Below are 16,006 nucleotides of genomic sequence, written 5' to 3'. Positions count from 1 at the left end.
ATGACCCTGTCGGCGGCCGTAAAGGCGCGATGCTCTAGGCCCTCCGTCTGACAGCCGGATGGCGTTTGCATAATGCTTTCATGTCACGGGATGGGCGGATACGGCGCAGCTTCACGGTTCTGAAACGCAACCGTCATCCGACCTCCACACGGAAGCGTTAGCACGCGCCGCCATGACCTCGGCCCCAGCGCAACCGCACGCCATCCGCCTCGAAGGCGTCAGCAAGGAATTCGGCACGGCGCGGGCGCTCTCTGGCGTGACGCTCTCGGCGGCACCCGGCACCTTCCTGGTTCTGCTCGGGCCTTCCGGCTGCGGCAAGTCCACCCTGCTGCGCGTGATCGCCGGGCTGGAAGGCGCCACCGCGGGCACGGTGCGCCTCTCCGGGCGGGACGTCGCCGGGCTGCCGCCGGCGGCGCGTGGCATCTCCATGGTGTTCCAGTCCTACGCGCTGTTCCCGCACCTCAGCGTGGCGGAGAACATCGTCTTCGGCCTGCGCGCCCGGGGCACGCCGCGCGCCGAGCGGGCGGCGCGGCTGGCCCGCGCGGCGGCGATGCTGGGGCTGGAGGCGCTGCTCGCCCGCCGTCCCAGCCAGCTCTCGGGCGGCCAGCAGCAGCGCGTGGCGCTGGCCCGAGCCATCGTCGCCGAGGCGCCGATCTGCCTGATGGACGAGCCGCTCTCCAACCTCGACGCCAAGCTGCGCGCCGAGATGCGGCGCGAGATCCGCGCCCTGCAGCAGCGGCTCGGCCTCACCATGGTCTATGTGACGCACGACCAGGCCGAGGCGATGAGCATGGCCGACCAGGTCGTGCTGATGCGCGAGGGCTGCGTCGAGCAGGACGCCAGCCCCGCCGAGATCTATGCCCGCCCTGCCAGCACCTTCGTCGCCGGCTTCATCGGCACGCCGCCGATGTCGCTGCTGCGGCTGGTGCCCGGCGAGGGCGGCGCGGCGGTGGCCGGCACGCCCGGCCATGTCGTGGCGCCGCCCGGCACGGCGGGGGCGCTGCTCGGCATCCGCCCGGAGGAGGTGGTGCCGACCGATGGCGCCGGCCTGCCGGTGACAGTGACCGCCGCCGAGTTCCTCGGCGCCGAGACGGTGCTCGCCTGCGCCGTCGGCACGGCGGGCGAGGTGCTGCAGGCGCGCATCCCCGGGCATCACGCGCTGGCCGCGGGCACGCCGCTGCGGCTGCGCCTGCCGCCCTGCCGCCACCTGTTCGACGCGGCCACCGGCCGCCGCATCCCCCAAGCCGTGCGCCAGCCGGCGCATGCCTGACCGCAGGAAGGACGCCATGCCGATCACCCGCCGCGCCGCGCTCGGCGCGCTCGCCGCCTCCCCGATGCTCGCCGCCCCCGCGCTGCGCGCGCAGACGCCGGTCGAGATCTCCTTCAACTATCCGGTCGCCGTCGGCGGTCCGATCACCAGGATTATCGACGGCTACTGCGCCGATTTCGAGACGGCCAATCCCGGCATCCGCGTGCGCCCGGTCTATACCGGCTCTTACCAGGACTCGATCACCAAGGCGCTGACGGCCGCGAAGGGCGGCGATGCGCCGCAGGTCGCCTGCCTGCTTTCCACCGACATGTTCACCCTGATCGACGAGGGCGTGGTCGCCCCCTGGGACGAGGTCGAGGGCGTGGACCGCGCCTGGCTGGACGGCTTCTATCCCGCCTTCCTGGAGAACAGCCGCACCGGCGGCAAGACCTGGGGCATCCCGTTCCAGCGCTCCACCATCGTCATGTACTACAACAAGGAAGCCTTCAAGGCGGCCGGGCTTGACCCGGAAACGCCGCCGAAGACCTGGGAGGAGCAGCTCGCCTTCGCGCAGAAGCTGACGAAGCGCCAGGGCGACCAGGTGACGCAATGGGGCATCCAGATCCCCTCCTCCGGCTTCCCCTATTGGCTGTTCCAGGCGCTGACCACGCAGAATGACGTGCGCCTGATGAACGAGGCGGGCGACACGACCTACTTCGCCGACCCGAAGGTGGCCGAGGCGCTGCAGTACTGGATGGACCTCGCCACCAAGCACAAGGTGCACCCGCCGGGCATCGTCGAATGGGGCACCACGCCGCGCGACTTCTTCGAGCGCAAGGTGGCGATGATGTGGACCACCACCGGCAACCTGACCAACGTCAAGGCCAACGCGCCCTTCCCCTTCGGCGTGGCCATGCTGCCGGCGCACAAGCGCCCGGGCAGCCCGACCGGCGGCGGCAACCTCTACGTCTTCAAGTCGGCCTCTCCGGCGCAGCGCGAGGCCGCGCTGAAGTTCGCCCGCTTCCTGACCGCGCCGGAGCGCGCGGCGCAGTGGGGCATCGACACCGGCTATGTCGCCGTCAGCCCTGCCGCCTGGGAGACGCCGAAGATGAAGGACTACGTCGCCGGCTTCCCCGCCGCCGCCGTGGCGCGCGACCAGCTTCCCCATGCCGTGGCCGAGCTTTCCACGCATGAGAACCAGCGCGTCACCAAGGCGCTGAACGACGGGCTGCAGGCGGCGCTGACCGGCCGCAAGCAGGCCGGCCCGGCCATGGCCGACGCCCAGGCCGAGGCCGAGCGCATCCTGCGCAGCTATCGCGGCTGATCCGGCGCGGGGCGCAGCGATGCAGGGACGCGCGAGACTGCACGCCTGGCTGATGCTGGCCCCGGCCATGCTGCTGTTGGTCGCCTTCACCCACTATCCGGCGGTGGCGACCCTCTGGCACTCCTTCTTCTCGACGCCGCGGGGCGCGCGGCCGTCGCGCTTCGTCGGCGCCGCCAACTACGCCGCCCTGGCCGAGGACCCGGTCTTCTGGCAGGCCATGTGGAACAACCTGATCTATGCGCTCGGCACCGTGCCGCTCTCCGTCGGGCTGGCGCTGGCCATGGCGCTCTGGGTGAACGGCAAGCTGCGCGGCCGCGCGGCGCTGCGCATGGCCTATTTCACCCCCACCGTGCTGCCGATGATCGCGGTCGCCAATCTCTGGCTGTTCTTCTACACGCCCGATTACGGCCTTCTCGACCGCATCACCGGCGCGCTGCTCGGCTGGGGCCCGACCAACTGGATCGGCTCGCGCGAGACCGCGCTTGGCGCGATGATGGCGATCGCGGTCTGGAAGGAGGCCGGCTTCTTCATGATCTTCTATCTCGCCGCGCTGCAGGCCATCCCGCCAGTGCTGCACGAGGCGGCGGCGGTCGAGGGCGCCTCCCGCGCCCGCGTGTTCTGGCGCGTGACGTTGCCGCTGCTCGGGCCGACCACGCTGTTCATCGTGGTCAATGCCGTCATCAACAGCTTCCGGCTGGTGGACCACATCATCGTCATGACGCATGGCGGGCCGGACAACGCCACCGCCCTGCTGCTGACCTACATCTACGACGCGGGCTTCCGCTTCTGGGATACGGCGCTCGCCTCCGCCGCCACGGTGGTCCTGCTGCTGCTGCTGGGCCTGCTCGCCGCCGTCCAGTTCCTGCTGCTCGGCCGCCGGACGCACTACCGGTGAGCGCCGCCATCGCCCCCGCCCTCCCCGCCGAGACCCGCGCGATGCCCCGCCTCGGCACCGTACTGGAAACGGCGGCCGCCTGGCTGCTCGGCCTGGTCTGGGTGGCGCCGCTGCTCTATGCCGTCTGGGCCGCCTTCCACCCGACCGGCTATGCCACGCGCTTCGATCTCACGGCGCCGCTGACGCTCGCCAATTTCGTCGCCGCCTGGAATGCAGCGCCCTTCGCGCAGTACTTCCTCAACACGGTGCTGCTGGTCAGCTTCGTGCTGGCCGGGCAGTTCGTGCTCTGCACGCTGGCGGCCTTCGTCTTCGCCCGCAGCGCCTCGCGGCTGATGGGCCTGCTCTTCGCGCTGGTGCTGGTGCAGCTCATGATCATGCCGGACATGCTGATCGTCGAGAACTACCGCACCATGCGCGCCCTGGGGCTGGTGGACAGCATCCTCGGAATCGGCCTGCCCTATGTCGCCTCGGGCTTCGGCATCTTCCTGCTGCGCCAAGCCTTCCGGCAGGTGCCGCGTGAGCTGGAGGAGGCCGCGCGCGTCGAGGGCTGCGGCACGCTGGCCATCCTGCTGCGCGTCTACGTGCCGCTGGCCCGGCCGACCTACCTGGCCTACGGCCTGACCTCCGTCTCCTACCACTGGAACAACTTCCTCTGGCCGCTGGTCATCACCAACACGGTGGAGGTGCGGCCGGTGACGGTCGGGCTCGCCGTCTTCGCCTCCACCGACCAGGGCATCGACTGGGCCATCATCAGCGCCGCCACGCTGCTGAGCGCGGCACCGCTGCTGCTCGCCTTCCTGCTGTTCCAGCGGCAGTTCGTGCAGTCCTTCATGCGCGCGGGCATCCGCTGAAAAAGGCCGGGGGAAGAATTCCCCCGGATCTTTCTAAAGCTGCTCCGGCGCCGGCGCCTCGCCGCCGAACCAGTTCCGCTCCATCATCGCGCGCGCTTCCCTGGCGAGGGCCGCATTGCCCTGCGCCGCGGCGGCGCGCAGCAGCCGCGCCGCATGGGGCGCCGCCCGCTGCGGCCGCCGGAGATCTCGACGGCATGGACGTAGAGGTGGATGGCGCCGAAATGCTCCGGCATCGGCCGCACCGGCGCGCCGGGCCGATCGCCCAGCACGCCTTCCAGCAGGGCGACCATCGCCTCCGCCCGGCCCTTCAACCCGCTGCTGAACGCCCTGCGGCGCATGCTGCATCTGCGCAGCCGGGCGGAGGCCGGGGGCAGCTGGTTCAGGCATCTGGTCGATGCGGCGGTCGGGGAGAGCGCACGCCAGCGCATCGGCGGGGCGTGCATCCTGGCGCGGCTGAGCGGGCTGATGTTCATCGAGCTGGTGCGCCGCCACCTGCAGGCCGCACCGGCCGAGGAGACCGGCTGCTCGCCGGCCTGCGCGCCCCCCCATGTCGGCCGCGCGCTGAACCTGCTGCACGGCGAAGCGGCGGCCTGCTGGACGCTGGAGCGCCTGGCGCGCGAAGCAGGGCTGTCGCGCCCCTCCCTCGCTGAGCGGTTCACCCGGCTGGTCGGGCAGCCAACGATGCGATGCCTCGCCCGATGGCGGCTGCAGCTGAAGGCCGGAATGCTGGCCGACAGCGGCCAGCCCGTCGCACGGATCGCCGGGCAGGTGGACTACGATTCCGAGGCGGCCTTCAGCCGCGCCTTTCACAAAGTCGTCGGCGTGTCGCCGGCCGCCTGGCGCCGCATCCACGCTTCCGCGGGCATGTCCCCGGCCGCGGGGCGGCTTCCGCATCGCGGCCCGCGCGGAGCCGGCTGCCCGGACGAGATTGCCCTGCCGGAAAGGCACGGCAGCTTCCGGCGCGCTCCAGGTTCTCGGCCCTGGCCAAAGGCCTTACCAGGGTTGCATGTCAAAGCCTCCGATTCTCCGGCGTCCGCTGGTGCTGGCCTCCGTCATGGCCGCCATGTTCATGATCGCCATCGAGGCCACCATCGTCTCGACCGCGATGCCGCAGATCGCGAGCCAGCTCGGCGACCTGCACCTCTATTCCTGGGTGTTCTCCTCCTTCCTGCTCAGCCAGACCGCCACCACCGTGGTGTTCGGCAAGCTGGCCGACCTCTATGGCCGCAAGCCGGTGCTGCTCGCCGGCATCGCGGTCTTCCTGGTGGGGTCCTTCCTTTGCGGCGCGGCCTGGTCCATGCCCTCGCTGATCGCCTTCCGGCTGCTGCAGGGCGTTGGCGCGGGGGCCATCCAGCCCGTCGGGATCACCGTCATCGGCGACCTCTACTCCGTGCAGGAGCGCGCCAAGATCCAGGGCTATCTGGCCAGCGTCTGGGGCATTTCCTCGGTCATGGGACCGCTCGCCGGCGGGCTGATCATCCAGCATCTGAGCTGGGCCTGGATCTTCTGGATCAACCTGCCGATCGGGGTCCTGGCCGCGGCCGGCTTCCTCGTCTTCCTGCGGGAGCGGGTCGAGCAGAAACAGCGCAGCCTGGACGTCTCCGGCGCGGCGCTGTTCACGGTGGCGGTGGCCTCCCTCATGGTGGCGCTCACCGAAGCCGGCGCCGATGGCGGCGGAACCGCGCTGACGGCGGCGGCGATCTGTGCTGTCAGCGCGGTCCTGTTCGTGCTTCAGGAGCGGCGCGCGCGCGAGCCGATGATGGCCTTCAGCCTCTGGTCCCGCCGCCCGATCGCGACGGCCAACGCCGCCACGCTGCTGAGCGGCATGACCGTCATCGGGCTGACGACCTTCCTGCCGATGTATGTCCAGGGCGTGCTCGGCCAGTCCGCCCTGGTGGCCGGCTTCGCGCTGACCATGATGGTGCTGGGCTGGCCGGTCGGCGCCACCATCGCCGCCAAGAACTTCACCCGCTTCGGCCTGCGCAACATCCTGCTGTTCGGCGCGGCGCTGCTGCCCCTCGGCGCGCTGGCCTTCCTGACGCTCGGGCCGGGCAGCTCCCCTGTCGTGGCGGGGCTCGGCTCGCTCGTCATGGGCTTCGGGATGGGCTTTCTCAGCAACGCCTCCATCGTCCTCATCCAGACCTGCGTCGAATGGGCCGAGCGCGGAGCGGCAACCGCCTCGAACATCTTCTCGCGGAACCTGGGCAGCACGCTGGGGGCCACGGTGCTGGGTGCGGTGCTGAACTTCAGCCTGGCGCGCGGCGGCGACGGCCTCTCGCCCGCGAACTCCGAGCAGATCCGCCAACTGCTTGAGCATTCCGGCACCGTCGCCGGCGAGGCGGCGGTGCGCGCGGCGCTCAGCCATGCGCTTCATCTCACCTTCTGGGCGGTGTTCGCGATCGCGGCGCTGACGTTGCTGGCCGCCACGCTGGTGCCGAAGGATACCCAGGGTCCGGCGCCGCGGAAGGTGCCGGGAGAATGAGGCCGCACCCCGGGTCCGGGACCCGGGGTGCGCTGGTGCCGGGCTTCAAAGGGAGCGCGGGTCAGCCCTGCCCCTTGCCGAGGGCGTCGCGGGCGCTGTCCTTGGCGCTGCCGGCAGCGTTCTGCACCTTGCCGCCGGCCTTCTCGGCCTTTCCCTCGGCTTGCATCTTCTCGTCGCCGGTCAGCTTGCCGGCGCCTTCCTTCATGCTGCCCTTCGCCTGCTCGGCGGAACCCTCGACGCGATCCTTGTCGACCATGATGATCTCCCTGTCCTGCGGTTGCTTCACGCGGGAGGGGAATTCCCTCCCGCCGGACGCCTTGCCGGCGCCGGTCAGTTGCTCGCCTGCTGCTGCGTGACATCGCCGGAGCGCGCATCGATCCGCAGCTGCACCTGACGGTCATTGCGCCTGGCCTTGGCGCTGATGGTGTCACCCTCGCGCTTCACCTCGCTCACATCCGAGTAGCCGCGCTGCTTGAGCAGGTTGCGGGCCTGGTCCTCGCTCAGCCGCTTCTCGTCGCGCACCTTCCCGGTGCTCGCATCGACGCGCAGATCCTCGACCTCGGCACCGAAGCGCCTGGCCTCGTCAAGCTTGAAGCTGTCACCCTCGCGCTCCAGGCCGCTGATGTCGGAATAGCCACGGGCGTGCAGCGCGTTGCGGACCTGATCCTTGCTCATTGCCGCGTTGGCGTGCTGCGCCTTGCCGCCAGCCGCCGGCGCGCCGGTGTTCTTGGCATTGCCCGGAAGCGCGGCGCCAGTGCCGGTGCCGCTCGGGTTGGCACTCGCCCGCAGCCCACCGCTGGCGCTGCCGGGCTGGTCCGGGTTCACGGCCTGCGCATGGGCGAGTCCAAAGCCACCAAGAGCCAGCGTCGTCGCCAGCGCGGTGGTCGCAACAATCCTGTTCACAGTCATGCCGTGTCTCCTTCGAAGCTTCTCTGGAGTCCGGGCCGCGGTTGCCGCCTGTCCCGGATGGCCAGCCGCATGCTGGCGCCGCCCCTTTGCCCGCACGGCGTGTCGCCGGGGCCCGGGGCGCGCCGTGCGATGGACGGCGCATGGAAAAAGTGCATCACGGGCCGTATGGTTCCATGCGGCCCGCCCGACTTTCGTCACAAACAGTCTCGGGAGCCCGGGCGGCTGACCTCCTCCGCTGCTGCGGCGGCCTCCGGTTCAGCCGCCGTCTTCCTCGCCGAACATATAGGCCTGCACGTAGAGGATATGCTCGCGCATGGCGCGCCGGGCGGCGCTTCGGTCACGCTGGCGCAGCGCCGCGATGATGGCGCGGTGTTGCCGCTGCAGGGCCGCGCGCCGCACCGGCGTCGCCCCCCGCGCCTTCAGGGCGCCCCACTCCGCCTGCAGCCGCACCCGCGCGAGCGAGCGGGAGAGTGCGATGGCGGCGCTGTTGTGGGTCGCCACCGCGATGGCGTCATGCAGCGCGCCGTCCCAGCGCTCGAATTCCGGCAGGTCCGCCGCCGCGTCGGCATGGCGCAGGCACTCCTCCATGCGGGCGAGGTCGGCCGGGCTGGCGCGCGAGACCGCCAGGGCCACCAGCTCCGGCTCGAAGGCCAGCCGGCACTCCACCACCTCGGCGGGACCGAAGGCTTCCGCATCCGGCAGGGCGTCCAGCTCAGCCGGTGCCGCCGCGCCGGCCGCGCCCTGCCCCATGGCGCCGGTGCGGAAGGTGCCGCGCCCGACATGCCGCTCGATCAGCCCCTCCGCCGCCAGGGCGTCGAGCGCGCGGCGGACGGTGTTGCGCGCCATGCCGTAGCGCTCGCCGAGGCTGCGCTCGGTGGGCAGCTTCTCCCCGGGCTGCCAGCGGCCGGACTGCAGATCCTGCGCCAGGCGCTGCCGCAGCCGCTCCGCATCTCCCCGCTCGCGCGGCGGGGTGGGCGGGAGCGCGGTCATGCCGGCAGCCTCGCTGCTTGACGCGCCGGATTGGTCCAATCATCATGGCTCATAATTGGATCAGAATAGCGGTAAAGTTGGTCCATTTCCAGAGAAGGGTTCCCGATGCGGCTCGCCACCATCCTAGTCGAGGGTCGTCCCACTGTCGCGCTGGTCACGGCGCAGGGCGACCGCTTCCATCCGCTGGCGGAGCTGCTGCCGGGCCTGCCGGAGGCCGCCGCGAGCGACATGACGGCGGCCATCGCGCATCTGGCGGGTGCCGGCACGCTGCCCGCGATGCCCGGCGAAGGCCGCCCGCTTGATCCCGCCATGCTGCTCGCGCCGCTGCCGAAGCCACCGCGCAACATCTTCTGCGTCGGCAAGAACTATCACGCCCATGCGCGGGAATTCGCCGGCAGCGGCTATGATTCCAGCGCCGCCGGCGCGGCGGACGCCATCCCCTCCAGCCCGATCATCTTCTCCAAGCCCTTCACCAGCATCTCCGGCCCGGCGGCCGACATCCCGCTGGTGCCCGGCCTGGATGCCGGCGTGGACTACGAGGCGGAACTGGCCGTGGTGATCGGCAAGGGTGGCCGCGCCATCGCCAAGGCGGACGCCATGGCGCATGTCTTCGGCTACACCGTGGTGAACGACGTCACCGCGCGCGACCTGCAGCAGAAGCACAAGCAGTGGCTGCTGGGGAAAGGCATCGACGGCTTCTGCCCGATGGGCCCCTGGATCGTCACGGCCGACGAGGTGGACGCCGCCGCCATGCGCGTCACCTGCACGGTCAATGGCGAGGCGCGGCAGGATGCCAGCACGGCCGACCTGATCTTCGACATCCCGACGCTGATCGAGACCATCTCCCTCAGCACCGCGCTGCTGCCGGGCGACGTCATCGCCACCGGCACGCCGGAGGGCGTGGGCATCGGCTCCAAGCCGCCCCGCTTCCTGCGCGACGGCGACGTGGTGGAATGCGCCATCAGCGGCATCGGCAGCATCCGCAACACGGTGCGCCGCCTGGCGCCCGCCCGTCAGGCTGCCGCCTGACCGATCGCGGCGGGCGCCCCAGCGCCGCGCCCGCCGCACCCCTGACGTCCAAGGCAAGCGAACCGGCAAGAGACCGGGAGGAACCAAGGCATGTTGCGACGACAGCTTCTCATGGCTGGCGGCGCCCTGGCGGCCATGCCGCCGGCCGGCGCCGCACGGGCACAGGAGACCTATCCCAGCCGCGCCATCCAGATGGTGGTGGCCTTTCCGCCCGGCGGGCAGGCCGATGTGACGGCGCGCCCCACCGCCGCCGCGCTGGAGAAGCTGCTGCACCAGCCCGTGCCGGTGGTGAACCGCGCGGGCGCCGGCGGCATCGTCGGCAGCGCCAGCGTCGCCCGCGCCGAGCCGGACGGCTATACGGCGCTGCTCGCCCTCTCCTCGCTCGCGGTGCTGCCGGAGGCCGAGCGCATCCAGGGCCGCACGCCGGCCTATACGGTGGACCAATTTGCGCCAATCGCCCGCATCACGGCGGACCCGACCCTGCTGGTGGTGCCGGCCTCGGCGCCCTGGACGAACGTGGCCGAGCTGGTGGCGGACGCGAAGCAGCGGCCCGGCGCCATCAGCTACGGCTCGGCGGGCAACTACTCCACCCTGCATGTCGCCATGGCGATGTTCACCAACGCCGCCGACATCGACCTGCTGCACGTGCCCTTCCAGGGCGGTGGCCCGGCGCTGACGGCGCTGCTCTCCGGCACCGTCAATGCGATGGCCTCGGGACCCGGCCCGGTGCTGCCGCATCTGCGCGAGGGGCGGCTGCGGGCGCTGGCCGGCTGGGGCTCGGAGCGCATCGCCGACTTCGACGGTGTGCCCACCTTCATCGAGCTCGGCTATCCCGAGGTCGAGTTCTACATCTGGACCGGCCTTTTCCTGCCCGCCGGCACGCCGGCGCCGATCCAGGCGCGGCTGCGCGCGGCGCTGCGCGAGGCCTGCCATTCGGACGCGCTGCGCCAGACGCTGGCGACTGCCGGCAGCCCCGTGGCCTACCAGGATGGCGAGGCCTTCGACCGCTTCTTCGCCGAGGACAGCGCGCGGCTGATCCGCGCCGTGCGCCGCATCGGGCGGCTGGACTGAGCCATCGCCGGCCGATCGCGTCAGACCGGCAAGAATGAATAACCCAGGGGGAGGATCAACACGATGAAGCTGACACGAAGGGGTCTCGCCGGCGCCGGCCTCGGGCTGATGGCCGCCGGGCTGCCGCCGGTCGCGCGGGCGCAGGGCGGCTGGCCCTCGCGCACGGTGCGGATCGTGGTGCCGTTCGGCGCCGGCGGCTCGGCCGACATCTATGGCCGCCTGCTGGCCGAGCGGCTCAGCGAGGCGATGGGCCAGGCCTTCGTCATCGAGAACCGGCCGGGCGCCGGCGCGGTGATCGGCACCGACGCCGTCGCCAAGGCAGAGCCCGATGGCTACACGCTGCTGGTGATGTCCAACACCCACACGGCCAACGAGACGCTGCTGCCCAACCGTCCCTACCGGTTGATGCGGGACCTGGAGCCAGTGGCGGCGATCAACATCGCCCATCACGTGCTGGTGGTGAGCGCCGCGCTGCCGGCGAAGAACGTGCGGGAGCTGATCGCGCTCGCCAAGGCGAAGCCGGGTGGCCTGGATTTCGCCTCCTCCGGCCCCGGCACGCCCTACCACATCGCTGGCGCGGTGTTCTGCGCGATGGCCGGCATCGAGGTGCAGCACGTCCCCTTCCGCGGCAGCGGCGAGGCGCGCAACGCCGTGCTGGGCAACCAGGTGCCGATGATGTTCGACGCCATCCCGACCATGCGGCCGCTGATCGAGTCCGGCGGCGTGCGCGCGCTGGCCACCACGGGCCCGCAGCGCGACCCGCTGCTGCCGGACGTCCCGACCGTGGCCGAGAGCGGCCTGCCCGGCTACGAGGCCTCGATCTGGCTCGGGCTGATGGCGCCTAAGGGTACGCCGCGCCCGGTGGTCGAGAAGCTGCACGCGGCGGTGAACCAGGTCCTGCGGTCGCCCGACACCGTGAAGGCCATGGCGCAGCAGGGCTCGCAGCCCATGCCGATGGGCGTCGGGGAGTTCGGCGCCTTTCTGGAGAAGGACATCGCCACGCAGCGCGAATACATCACCCTGGCGAAGATCCAGCCGCAATGAACGATGCCCGGATCGGCTTCATCCTCAACGGGCAGCCCGTGCAGGTGGAGGCGCTGCCGGGCATGACCCTGCTGGAGGCGCTGCGCGGGCCGCTCGGCCTCTCCGGCCCCCGCTTCGGCTGCGGCGAGGAGGCCTGCGGCGCCTGCCATGTGCGGATCGACGGGGAGTCCCGCCCCTGCTGCGCGCTGCCCGCCGAGGCCGTCGCCGGCCGGGCGGTGCAGAGCGTCGAGGGGCTGGGGGATGCCACACATCCCCATCCGCTGCAGCGCGCCTTCGCCGCGGAGCAGGCGGGGCAATGCGGCTACTGCCTCTCCGGCATCCTGGTGAGCGCCGCCGCCCTGCTGGAGGCGGACCCCACCCCCGACGAAGCCGCGGTGCGCGCGGCGCTGGAGCCGCATTTCTGCCGCTGCGGCGCGCAGAACCGCATCATCCGTGCCGTGCTGCGCGCGGCGGAGGAGCGCGCCGCATGAACCTCGCCTATTCGCTCGCCACCGGCGGCGCCGCCGCCGGCCGCCCCCTGCCCGGCAGCCTCGCGGTGCAGCCGCGGCTCTCGCGCTGGCTGCGCATCGGGGAGCAGGGCACGGTGACGCTCACCCCCGGCAAGGTGGAGCTGGGCCAGGGCATCCTGACCGCGCTCGCCCAGATCGCCGCCGAGGAGCTGGACGTGGCGCTGGAGCGCATCCGCCTGCGCGCGGCCGCGACGCCGGACAGCCCGGATGAGGGCGTCACGTCAGGCAGTCTCTCCGTGCAGGAATGCGGCATGGCGCTGCGCCAGGCCTGCGCCGAGGCGCGCGCCATCTTTCTCTCCGTCATCGCGCAGAAAAGCGGTGTGCCGCTGGAGGCCATCCGCGTCGAGGATGGCGACTTCCTCGGGCCGGAGGGCCGGCTCGGCTCCTATTGGGAACTGGCCGGGCAGGACCTGCTGGAGGCGGAGGCCACCGGGCAGGCCGCGCCCAAGCCGCCTGCCGCGCACCGCGTCGTCGGCCGCCCGGTGCCGCGCCTCGACCTGATGGACAAGCTGACCGGCGCGCCGCGCTTCCTGCACGACCTGCGCCTGCCGGGGATGCTGCATGCGCGCGTCATCCGCCCGCCGGCGCGCCGCGCCCGGCTGCTGGGCCTCCGCGAAGGTGCCTTGCCGCCCGGCGTGCAGGTGGTGCGGGATGGCAGCTTCCTGGCCGTGCTGGCGGAAAGCGAGACCGGGGCCGATGCCGCCGCCGCCCGTCTCGCGAGCCGCGCCGAGTGGCAGGCGGAGGACAGCCTGCCGGACATGGCCGCCCTGTCCGACTGGCTGGCCGGCGCGCCCGCCGAGGAAAGCACCGTCACCCTGCGGGAGGCGGAGCTGCCGCCGGCGGCGCATCGGGTGAGCACGCAGTTCTTCCGCCCCTTCCTGGCGCATGCCTCGATCGGCCCTTCCTGCGCCGTCGCGCTCTGGACGGAGGCGGCGCTGGAGGTCTGGACCCATAGCCAGGGCGTCTACAACCTGCGCGCCGACCTCGCGCTGGCCCTGCGCCTGCTGCCGGAGCGCATCACCGTCCGCCATGTGGAGGGCGCCGGCTGCTACGGCCACAACGGCGCCGACGACGTCGCGCTGGATGCCGCCCTCGCCGCCCGCACCTCTCCGGGCCGCCCGGTGCGGCTGCGCTGGAGCCGGGCGCAGGAGCTGGCCTGGTCGCCGCATTCCCCGGCCACGCTGGTGCGCGTCGAGGCCAGCCTGGATGGCGAAGGCCGGCTGCGGCACTGGCGCTCGGAGATCATCGGCAACGGGCATTCCTCCCGCCCCGGCCGCGCCGCCTCGCCCACCCTGCTGGCGGCGCAGTATCTGGAGGAGCCCTTCCCGCACCCCGTCGCGGTCAATGCCCCGATGAAGGCGGGCGGCGGGGCGCAGCGCAATGCGGAGCCGGGCTATGCCATCCCGGCGCTGCACATCACCCTGCGCCGCCTGACCGAGATGCCGCTGCGCAGCTCGGCCCTGCGCGGGCTGGGCGCGCTGGTCAATGTCTGGGCCAACGAGTCCGTCATGGACGAGCTGGCGGAGCATCTCGGGGAGGATCCGCTGGCCTTCCGCCTGCGCCACCTGGAGGACCCGCGCACCGCCGCCGTGCTGCGCGAGGTGGCCGGCATGTGCGGCTGGCCGCGCCTCGGGGAGGCCGAGGGCATCGGCCATGGCCTCGCCGCCGCCCGCTACAAGGGCAGCGGCGCCTGGTGCGCCGTCGCCGCCGAGGTCGAGGCGGCCGAGGTGGTGCGCGTCCGCCGCCTCTGGATCGCCGCCGATGTCGGGCAGGTCATCAACCCCGACGGGGCGCTCAACCAGATCGAGGGCGGCGCCATCCAGGCCACCTCCATCGCGCTGAAGGAGGCGGTGGCCTTCGACCGCCGCACCGTCACCAGCGATGCCTGGGAACGCTATCCCGTGCTGCGCTTCTCCGAGGTGCCCCAGGTCGAGGCGCGGCTGCTCTCCCGGCCCGAGGAGCCGCCGCTCGGCGCCGGCGAATGCAGCATGGGGCCGACCATCGCCGCCATCGCCGCCGCCATCCATGCTGCGCTGGGCGTCCGTCCGCGCGCCCTGCCCTTCACCCCCGAGAACCTCGCCGCCGCGATGGAGCTTTGAACGCCGTGACCGAAACGCTGACCCTGTCGCTGGCCTGCACCCTCTCCGACCGCACCCGCCCGGTGCTGGACGGGCGCGTGCCGGTGCCCGGCGTGACGTTCCTCGCCCTGCCCGGCGAGCCGGAGGACATCTTCCGCCGCGCCCTGCGCGACAAGGCCTTCCAGGTCACGGAACTCTCGATGGGCAGCCACATCGTCACCACGGCGCGGGGCGATTCACCTTATGTCGGGGTGCCGGTCTTTCTCTCCCGCGCCTTCCGGCACTCGGCGATCTATGTGCGAACGGACCGCGGCATCCGCAGCGCCGCCGACCTCGCCGGGCGGCGCATCGGCCTGCCGGAATACCAGCAGACCGCCGCCCTCTGGGTGCGCGGCATGTTGCGCGAGCACTACGGCGTGGACACCAGCGGCATCGCCTGGCGCACCGGCGGCCTGGAAGAGGCCGGCGGCAGCGAGCGCGTGGCGCTCAAGCTGCCGGCCGAGCTGGACGTTCGCCCGATCGGGCCGCAGGAGACGCTGAACGGCCTGCTGGCCGCCGGCGAGCTGGACGCCATCGTCGCGCCGCGCCCGCCCTCCTGCTTTGCCGGGCGCAGCGCCCCGGTGGACCGGCTCTATCCGGACTACCGGCGCGAGGAGGAGGCCTATCACCGCGCCACCGGCTTCTTCCCGATCATGCACTGCCTTGCGGTGCGCAAGGACGTCGCCGCCGAGCATCCCTGGCTGCCGCTGGAACTGTTCCGCGCCTTCAGCCGGGCGAAGGAGATGTCGCTGGAGGAGCTGTCGCGGGTGAATGTACTGCGCGTCTCGCTGCCCTGGATCGCGGCGGAATACGAGGCCCAGGCGGCGACGATGGGGGGCGACCCCTGGCCCTATGGCTTCCGCCGCAACCGGGACGAGATCGCCGCCATGATCCGCTACGCCGTGCAGGACGGGCTGGCGGCCGAAGCCATCCCGCCCGAGGCGCTGTTCCATGGCAGCACCCTGTAACGGCCCGCTGCCCCCGCAGGCGGCGGAACCGCGGGAAGCCGCCATACTTTCCGCCCCGCCATGCGTTCTCCCGCCATGACAAACGGAACCGCAACGAGATTCGGCGGCCGACGGCAGGCCGGCGGCCGGAGCCTCCAGGCGAACTCCCGGCCGGACGCACCCGGCGGCCGCGATGGCGGCCTGTACTGGCGCCTCGATGCCATCGCCCGCCTGCTCGACAGCCGCTGGCGCATCCCCGGCACGGGCATCCGCTTCGGGGCCGACCCGGTGCTGAACCTGCTGCCCGGCATCGGCCTGCTGGCCTCGAAGGGCGTCTCCGCCTACCTGCTCTGGGAGGCGTGGCGCATCGGCGTGCCCGGCCGCACCCTGCTGCGCATGCTCGGCCATCTGGGGCTGGACGCCCTGATCAGTGCCGTGCCGGTGCTGGGATGGGCGGGGGACATCTTCTACCGCGCCAACCTGCGGAACATGGCGCTGCTGCGCGCCCATCTGGAACGGCAGGCCTCCCGGACGCCATAGCTTGCGCTTCCCGCCGCCGGCTCTATCTATTTACGCACCTTTATCCAGC

Annotated in this window: 16 protein-coding genes and 1 pseudogene; 13 read left to right on the top strand and 4 right to left on the bottom strand. The window is 72.0% G+C overall.

Features of this window, described 5'->3' with window-relative positions; translation table 11 throughout:
• Positions 1-172 precede the first annotated feature (172 nt).
• Genes QMO56_RS05000 through QMO56_RS04985 form a run of 4 tightly spaced genes read left to right on the top strand, consistent with a single transcriptional unit; the run spans position 173 to position 4,319 of the window.
• Positions 173-1,270 carry an ABC transporter ATP-binding protein gene (locus QMO56_RS05000; RefSeq protein ID WP_283523936.1) on the top strand — a complete coding sequence of 366 codons (1,098 nt, stop codon included), beginning with the start codon at positions 173-175 and terminating at the stop codon, positions 1,268-1,270.
• Between the two features lie 16 nt (positions 1,271-1,286).
• Positions 1,287-2,573, top strand: coding sequence for an ABC transporter substrate-binding protein (locus QMO56_RS04995; protein WP_283523934.1), 1,287 nt, complete (start codon positions 1,287-1,289; stop codon positions 2,571-2,573).
• A 19-nt stretch (positions 2,574-2,592) separates the two neighbouring features.
• On the top strand, positions 2,593-3,468 hold the full coding sequence (locus QMO56_RS04990) for a carbohydrate ABC transporter permease (protein WP_283523933.1): 876 nt from the start codon (positions 2,593-2,595) through the stop codon (positions 3,466-3,468).
• Between the two features lie 41 nt (positions 3,469-3,509).
• Positions 3,510-4,319, top strand: coding sequence for a carbohydrate ABC transporter permease (locus QMO56_RS04985; RefSeq protein ID WP_283524107.1), 810 nt, complete (start codon positions 3,510-3,512; stop codon positions 4,317-4,319).
• Positions 4,320-4,402: 83 nt separating this feature from the next.
• Here the strand turns inward: QMO56_RS04985 and QMO56_RS04980 are convergent, their stop codons facing one another.
• A complete protein-coding gene (locus QMO56_RS04980) occupies positions 4,403-4,657 on the bottom strand; it encodes a hypothetical protein (RefSeq protein ID WP_283523932.1) in 255 nt (84 codons plus the stop codon).
• Between QMO56_RS04980 and QMO56_RS26975 the strand changes: the two are divergent.
• Together QMO56_RS26975 and QMO56_RS04975 are read left to right on the top strand one after the other, a co-directional pair.
• Positions 4,656-5,153: pseudogene (locus QMO56_RS26975) on the top strand (AraC family transcriptional regulator); the annotation flags it as partial. The gene QMO56_RS04980 and the pseudogene QMO56_RS26975 sit on opposite strands and share 2 nt — an antisense overlap.
• Before the next feature lie 172 nt (positions 5,154-5,325).
• Positions 5,326-6,801 (top strand): MDR family MFS transporter, encoded by a 1,476-nt coding sequence (locus QMO56_RS04975; protein ID WP_283523931.1) that lies wholly within the window; start codon positions 5,326-5,328, stop codon positions 6,799-6,801.
• A 61-nt stretch (positions 6,802-6,862) separates the two neighbouring features.
• Here the strand turns inward: QMO56_RS04975 and QMO56_RS04970 are convergent, their stop codons facing one another.
• The 3 genes from QMO56_RS04970 to QMO56_RS04960 all read right to left on the bottom strand — a co-directional run bounded on the left by QMO56_RS04970 (position 6,863) and on the right by QMO56_RS04960 (position 8,700).
• Complete coding sequence (locus tag QMO56_RS04970) at positions 6,863-7,057, bottom strand: CsbD family protein (RefSeq protein ID WP_283523930.1); 195 nt, start codon at positions 7,055-7,057, stop codon at positions 6,863-6,865.
• Between the two features lie 74 nt (positions 7,058-7,131).
• Complete coding sequence (locus QMO56_RS04965) at positions 7,132-7,710, bottom strand: hypothetical protein (RefSeq protein ID WP_283523929.1); 579 nt, start codon at positions 7,708-7,710, stop codon at positions 7,132-7,134.
• A gap of 255 nt (positions 7,711-7,965) precedes the next feature.
• On the bottom strand, positions 7,966-8,700 hold the full coding sequence (locus QMO56_RS04960) for a FadR/GntR family transcriptional regulator (protein ID WP_283523928.1): 735 nt from the start codon (positions 8,698-8,700) through the stop codon (positions 7,966-7,968).
• A gap of 105 nt (positions 8,701-8,805) precedes the next feature.
• On the opposite strand from QMO56_RS04960, the gene QMO56_RS04955 reads away from it, so the two are divergent.
• From QMO56_RS04955 to QMO56_RS04925, 7 genes are all read left to right on the top strand, one after another.
• A complete protein-coding gene (locus tag QMO56_RS04955; RefSeq protein WP_283523927.1) occupies positions 8,806-9,729 on the top strand; it encodes a fumarylacetoacetate hydrolase family protein in 924 nt (307 codons plus the stop codon).
• 90 nt (positions 9,730-9,819) lie between these two features.
• Entirely contained in the window at positions 9,820-10,800 is a 981-nt protein-coding gene (locus tag QMO56_RS04950) for a tripartite tricarboxylate transporter substrate binding protein (RefSeq protein WP_283523926.1), read from the top strand.
• A gap of 63 nt (positions 10,801-10,863) precedes the next feature.
• Complete coding sequence (locus tag QMO56_RS04945) at positions 10,864-11,844, top strand: tripartite tricarboxylate transporter substrate binding protein (protein WP_283523925.1); 981 nt, start codon at positions 10,864-10,866, stop codon at positions 11,842-11,844.
• Positions 11,841-12,314: a (2Fe-2S)-binding protein gene (locus tag QMO56_RS04940; protein WP_283523924.1), complete on the top strand. Its 474-nt coding sequence runs from the start codon at positions 11,841-11,843 to the stop codon at positions 12,312-12,314. Before QMO56_RS04945 ends, QMO56_RS04940 begins: the two co-directional genes overlap by 4 nt.
• Positions 12,311-14,452 (top strand): molybdopterin cofactor-binding domain-containing protein, encoded by a 2,142-nt coding sequence (locus tag QMO56_RS04935; RefSeq protein ID WP_283523923.1) that lies wholly within the window; start codon positions 12,311-12,313, stop codon positions 14,450-14,452. The genes QMO56_RS04940 and QMO56_RS04935 overlap by 4 nt, the downstream gene beginning before the upstream one ends.
• Before the next feature lie 5 nt (positions 14,453-14,457).
• Positions 14,458-15,438, top strand: coding sequence for an ABC transporter substrate-binding protein (locus QMO56_RS04930; protein WP_283523922.1), 981 nt, complete (start codon positions 14,458-14,460; stop codon positions 15,436-15,438).
• 75 nt (positions 15,439-15,513) lie between these two features.
• The gene (locus tag QMO56_RS04925; protein WP_283523921.1) at positions 15,514-15,957 is read left to right on the top strand and encodes a DUF4112 domain-containing protein; all 444 of its coding nucleotides are present in this window, start codon (positions 15,514-15,516) and stop codon (positions 15,955-15,957) included.
• Positions 15,958-16,006 lie beyond the last annotated feature (49 nt).

The sequence above is a fragment of the Roseomonas sp. E05 genome, assembly GCF_030063475.1.
GTDB lineage: Bacteria > Pseudomonadota > Alphaproteobacteria > Acetobacterales > Acetobacteraceae > Pseudoroseomonas.
The sequence above is the reverse complement of the archived record's forward strand: the minus strand, read 5'-3'. Positions and strand labels throughout refer to the sequence as shown.

Bases quoted from the DNA above. Each gene is read 5' to 3' on its own strand.
- QMO56_RS04950 (WP_283523926.1), top strand. From the start codon at position 9,820: ATGTTGCGACGACAGCTTCTCATGGCTGGCGGCGCCCTGGCGGCCATG.
- QMO56_RS05000 (WP_283523936.1), top strand. From the start codon at position 173: ATGACCTCGGCCCCAGCGCAACCGCACGCCATCCGCCTCGAAGGCGTC.
- QMO56_RS04940 (WP_283523924.1), top strand. From the start codon at position 11,841: ATGAACGATGCCCGGATCGGCTTCATCCTCAACGGGCAGCCCGTGCAG.
- QMO56_RS04985 (WP_283524107.1), top strand. From the start codon at position 3,510: ATGCCCCGCCTCGGCACCGTACTGGAAACGGCGGCCGCCTGGCTGCTC.
- QMO56_RS04965 (WP_283523929.1), bottom strand. From the start codon at position 7,710: ATGACTGTGAACAGGATTGTTGCGACCACCGCGCTGGCGACGACGCTG.
- QMO56_RS04995 (WP_283523934.1), top strand. From the start codon at position 1,287: ATGCCGATCACCCGCCGCGCCGCGCTCGGCGCGCTCGCCGCCTCCCCG.
- QMO56_RS04980 (WP_283523932.1), bottom strand. From the start codon at position 4,657: ATGCGCCGCAGGGCGTTCAGCAGCGGGTTGAAGGGCCGGGCGGAGGCG.
- QMO56_RS04935 (WP_283523923.1), top strand. From the start codon at position 12,311: ATGAACCTCGCCTATTCGCTCGCCACCGGCGGCGCCGCCGCCGGCCGC.
- QMO56_RS04945 (WP_283523925.1), top strand. From the start codon at position 10,864: ATGAAGCTGACACGAAGGGGTCTCGCCGGCGCCGGCCTCGGGCTGATG.
- QMO56_RS04955 (WP_283523927.1), top strand. From the start codon at position 8,806: ATGCGGCTCGCCACCATCCTAGTCGAGGGTCGTCCCACTGTCGCGCTG.
- QMO56_RS04970 (WP_283523930.1), bottom strand. From the start codon at position 7,057: ATGGTCGACAAGGATCGCGTCGAGGGTTCCGCCGAGCAGGCGAAGGGC.
- QMO56_RS04960 (WP_283523928.1), bottom strand. From the start codon at position 8,700: ATGACCGCGCTCCCGCCCACCCCGCCGCGCGAGCGGGGAGATGCGGAG.
- QMO56_RS04990 (WP_283523933.1), top strand. From the start codon at position 2,593: ATGCAGGGACGCGCGAGACTGCACGCCTGGCTGATGCTGGCCCCGGCC.
- QMO56_RS04975 (WP_283523931.1), top strand. From the start codon at position 5,326: ATGTCAAAGCCTCCGATTCTCCGGCGTCCGCTGGTGCTGGCCTCCGTC.
- QMO56_RS04925 (WP_283523921.1), top strand. From the start codon at position 15,514: ATGACAAACGGAACCGCAACGAGATTCGGCGGCCGACGGCAGGCCGGC.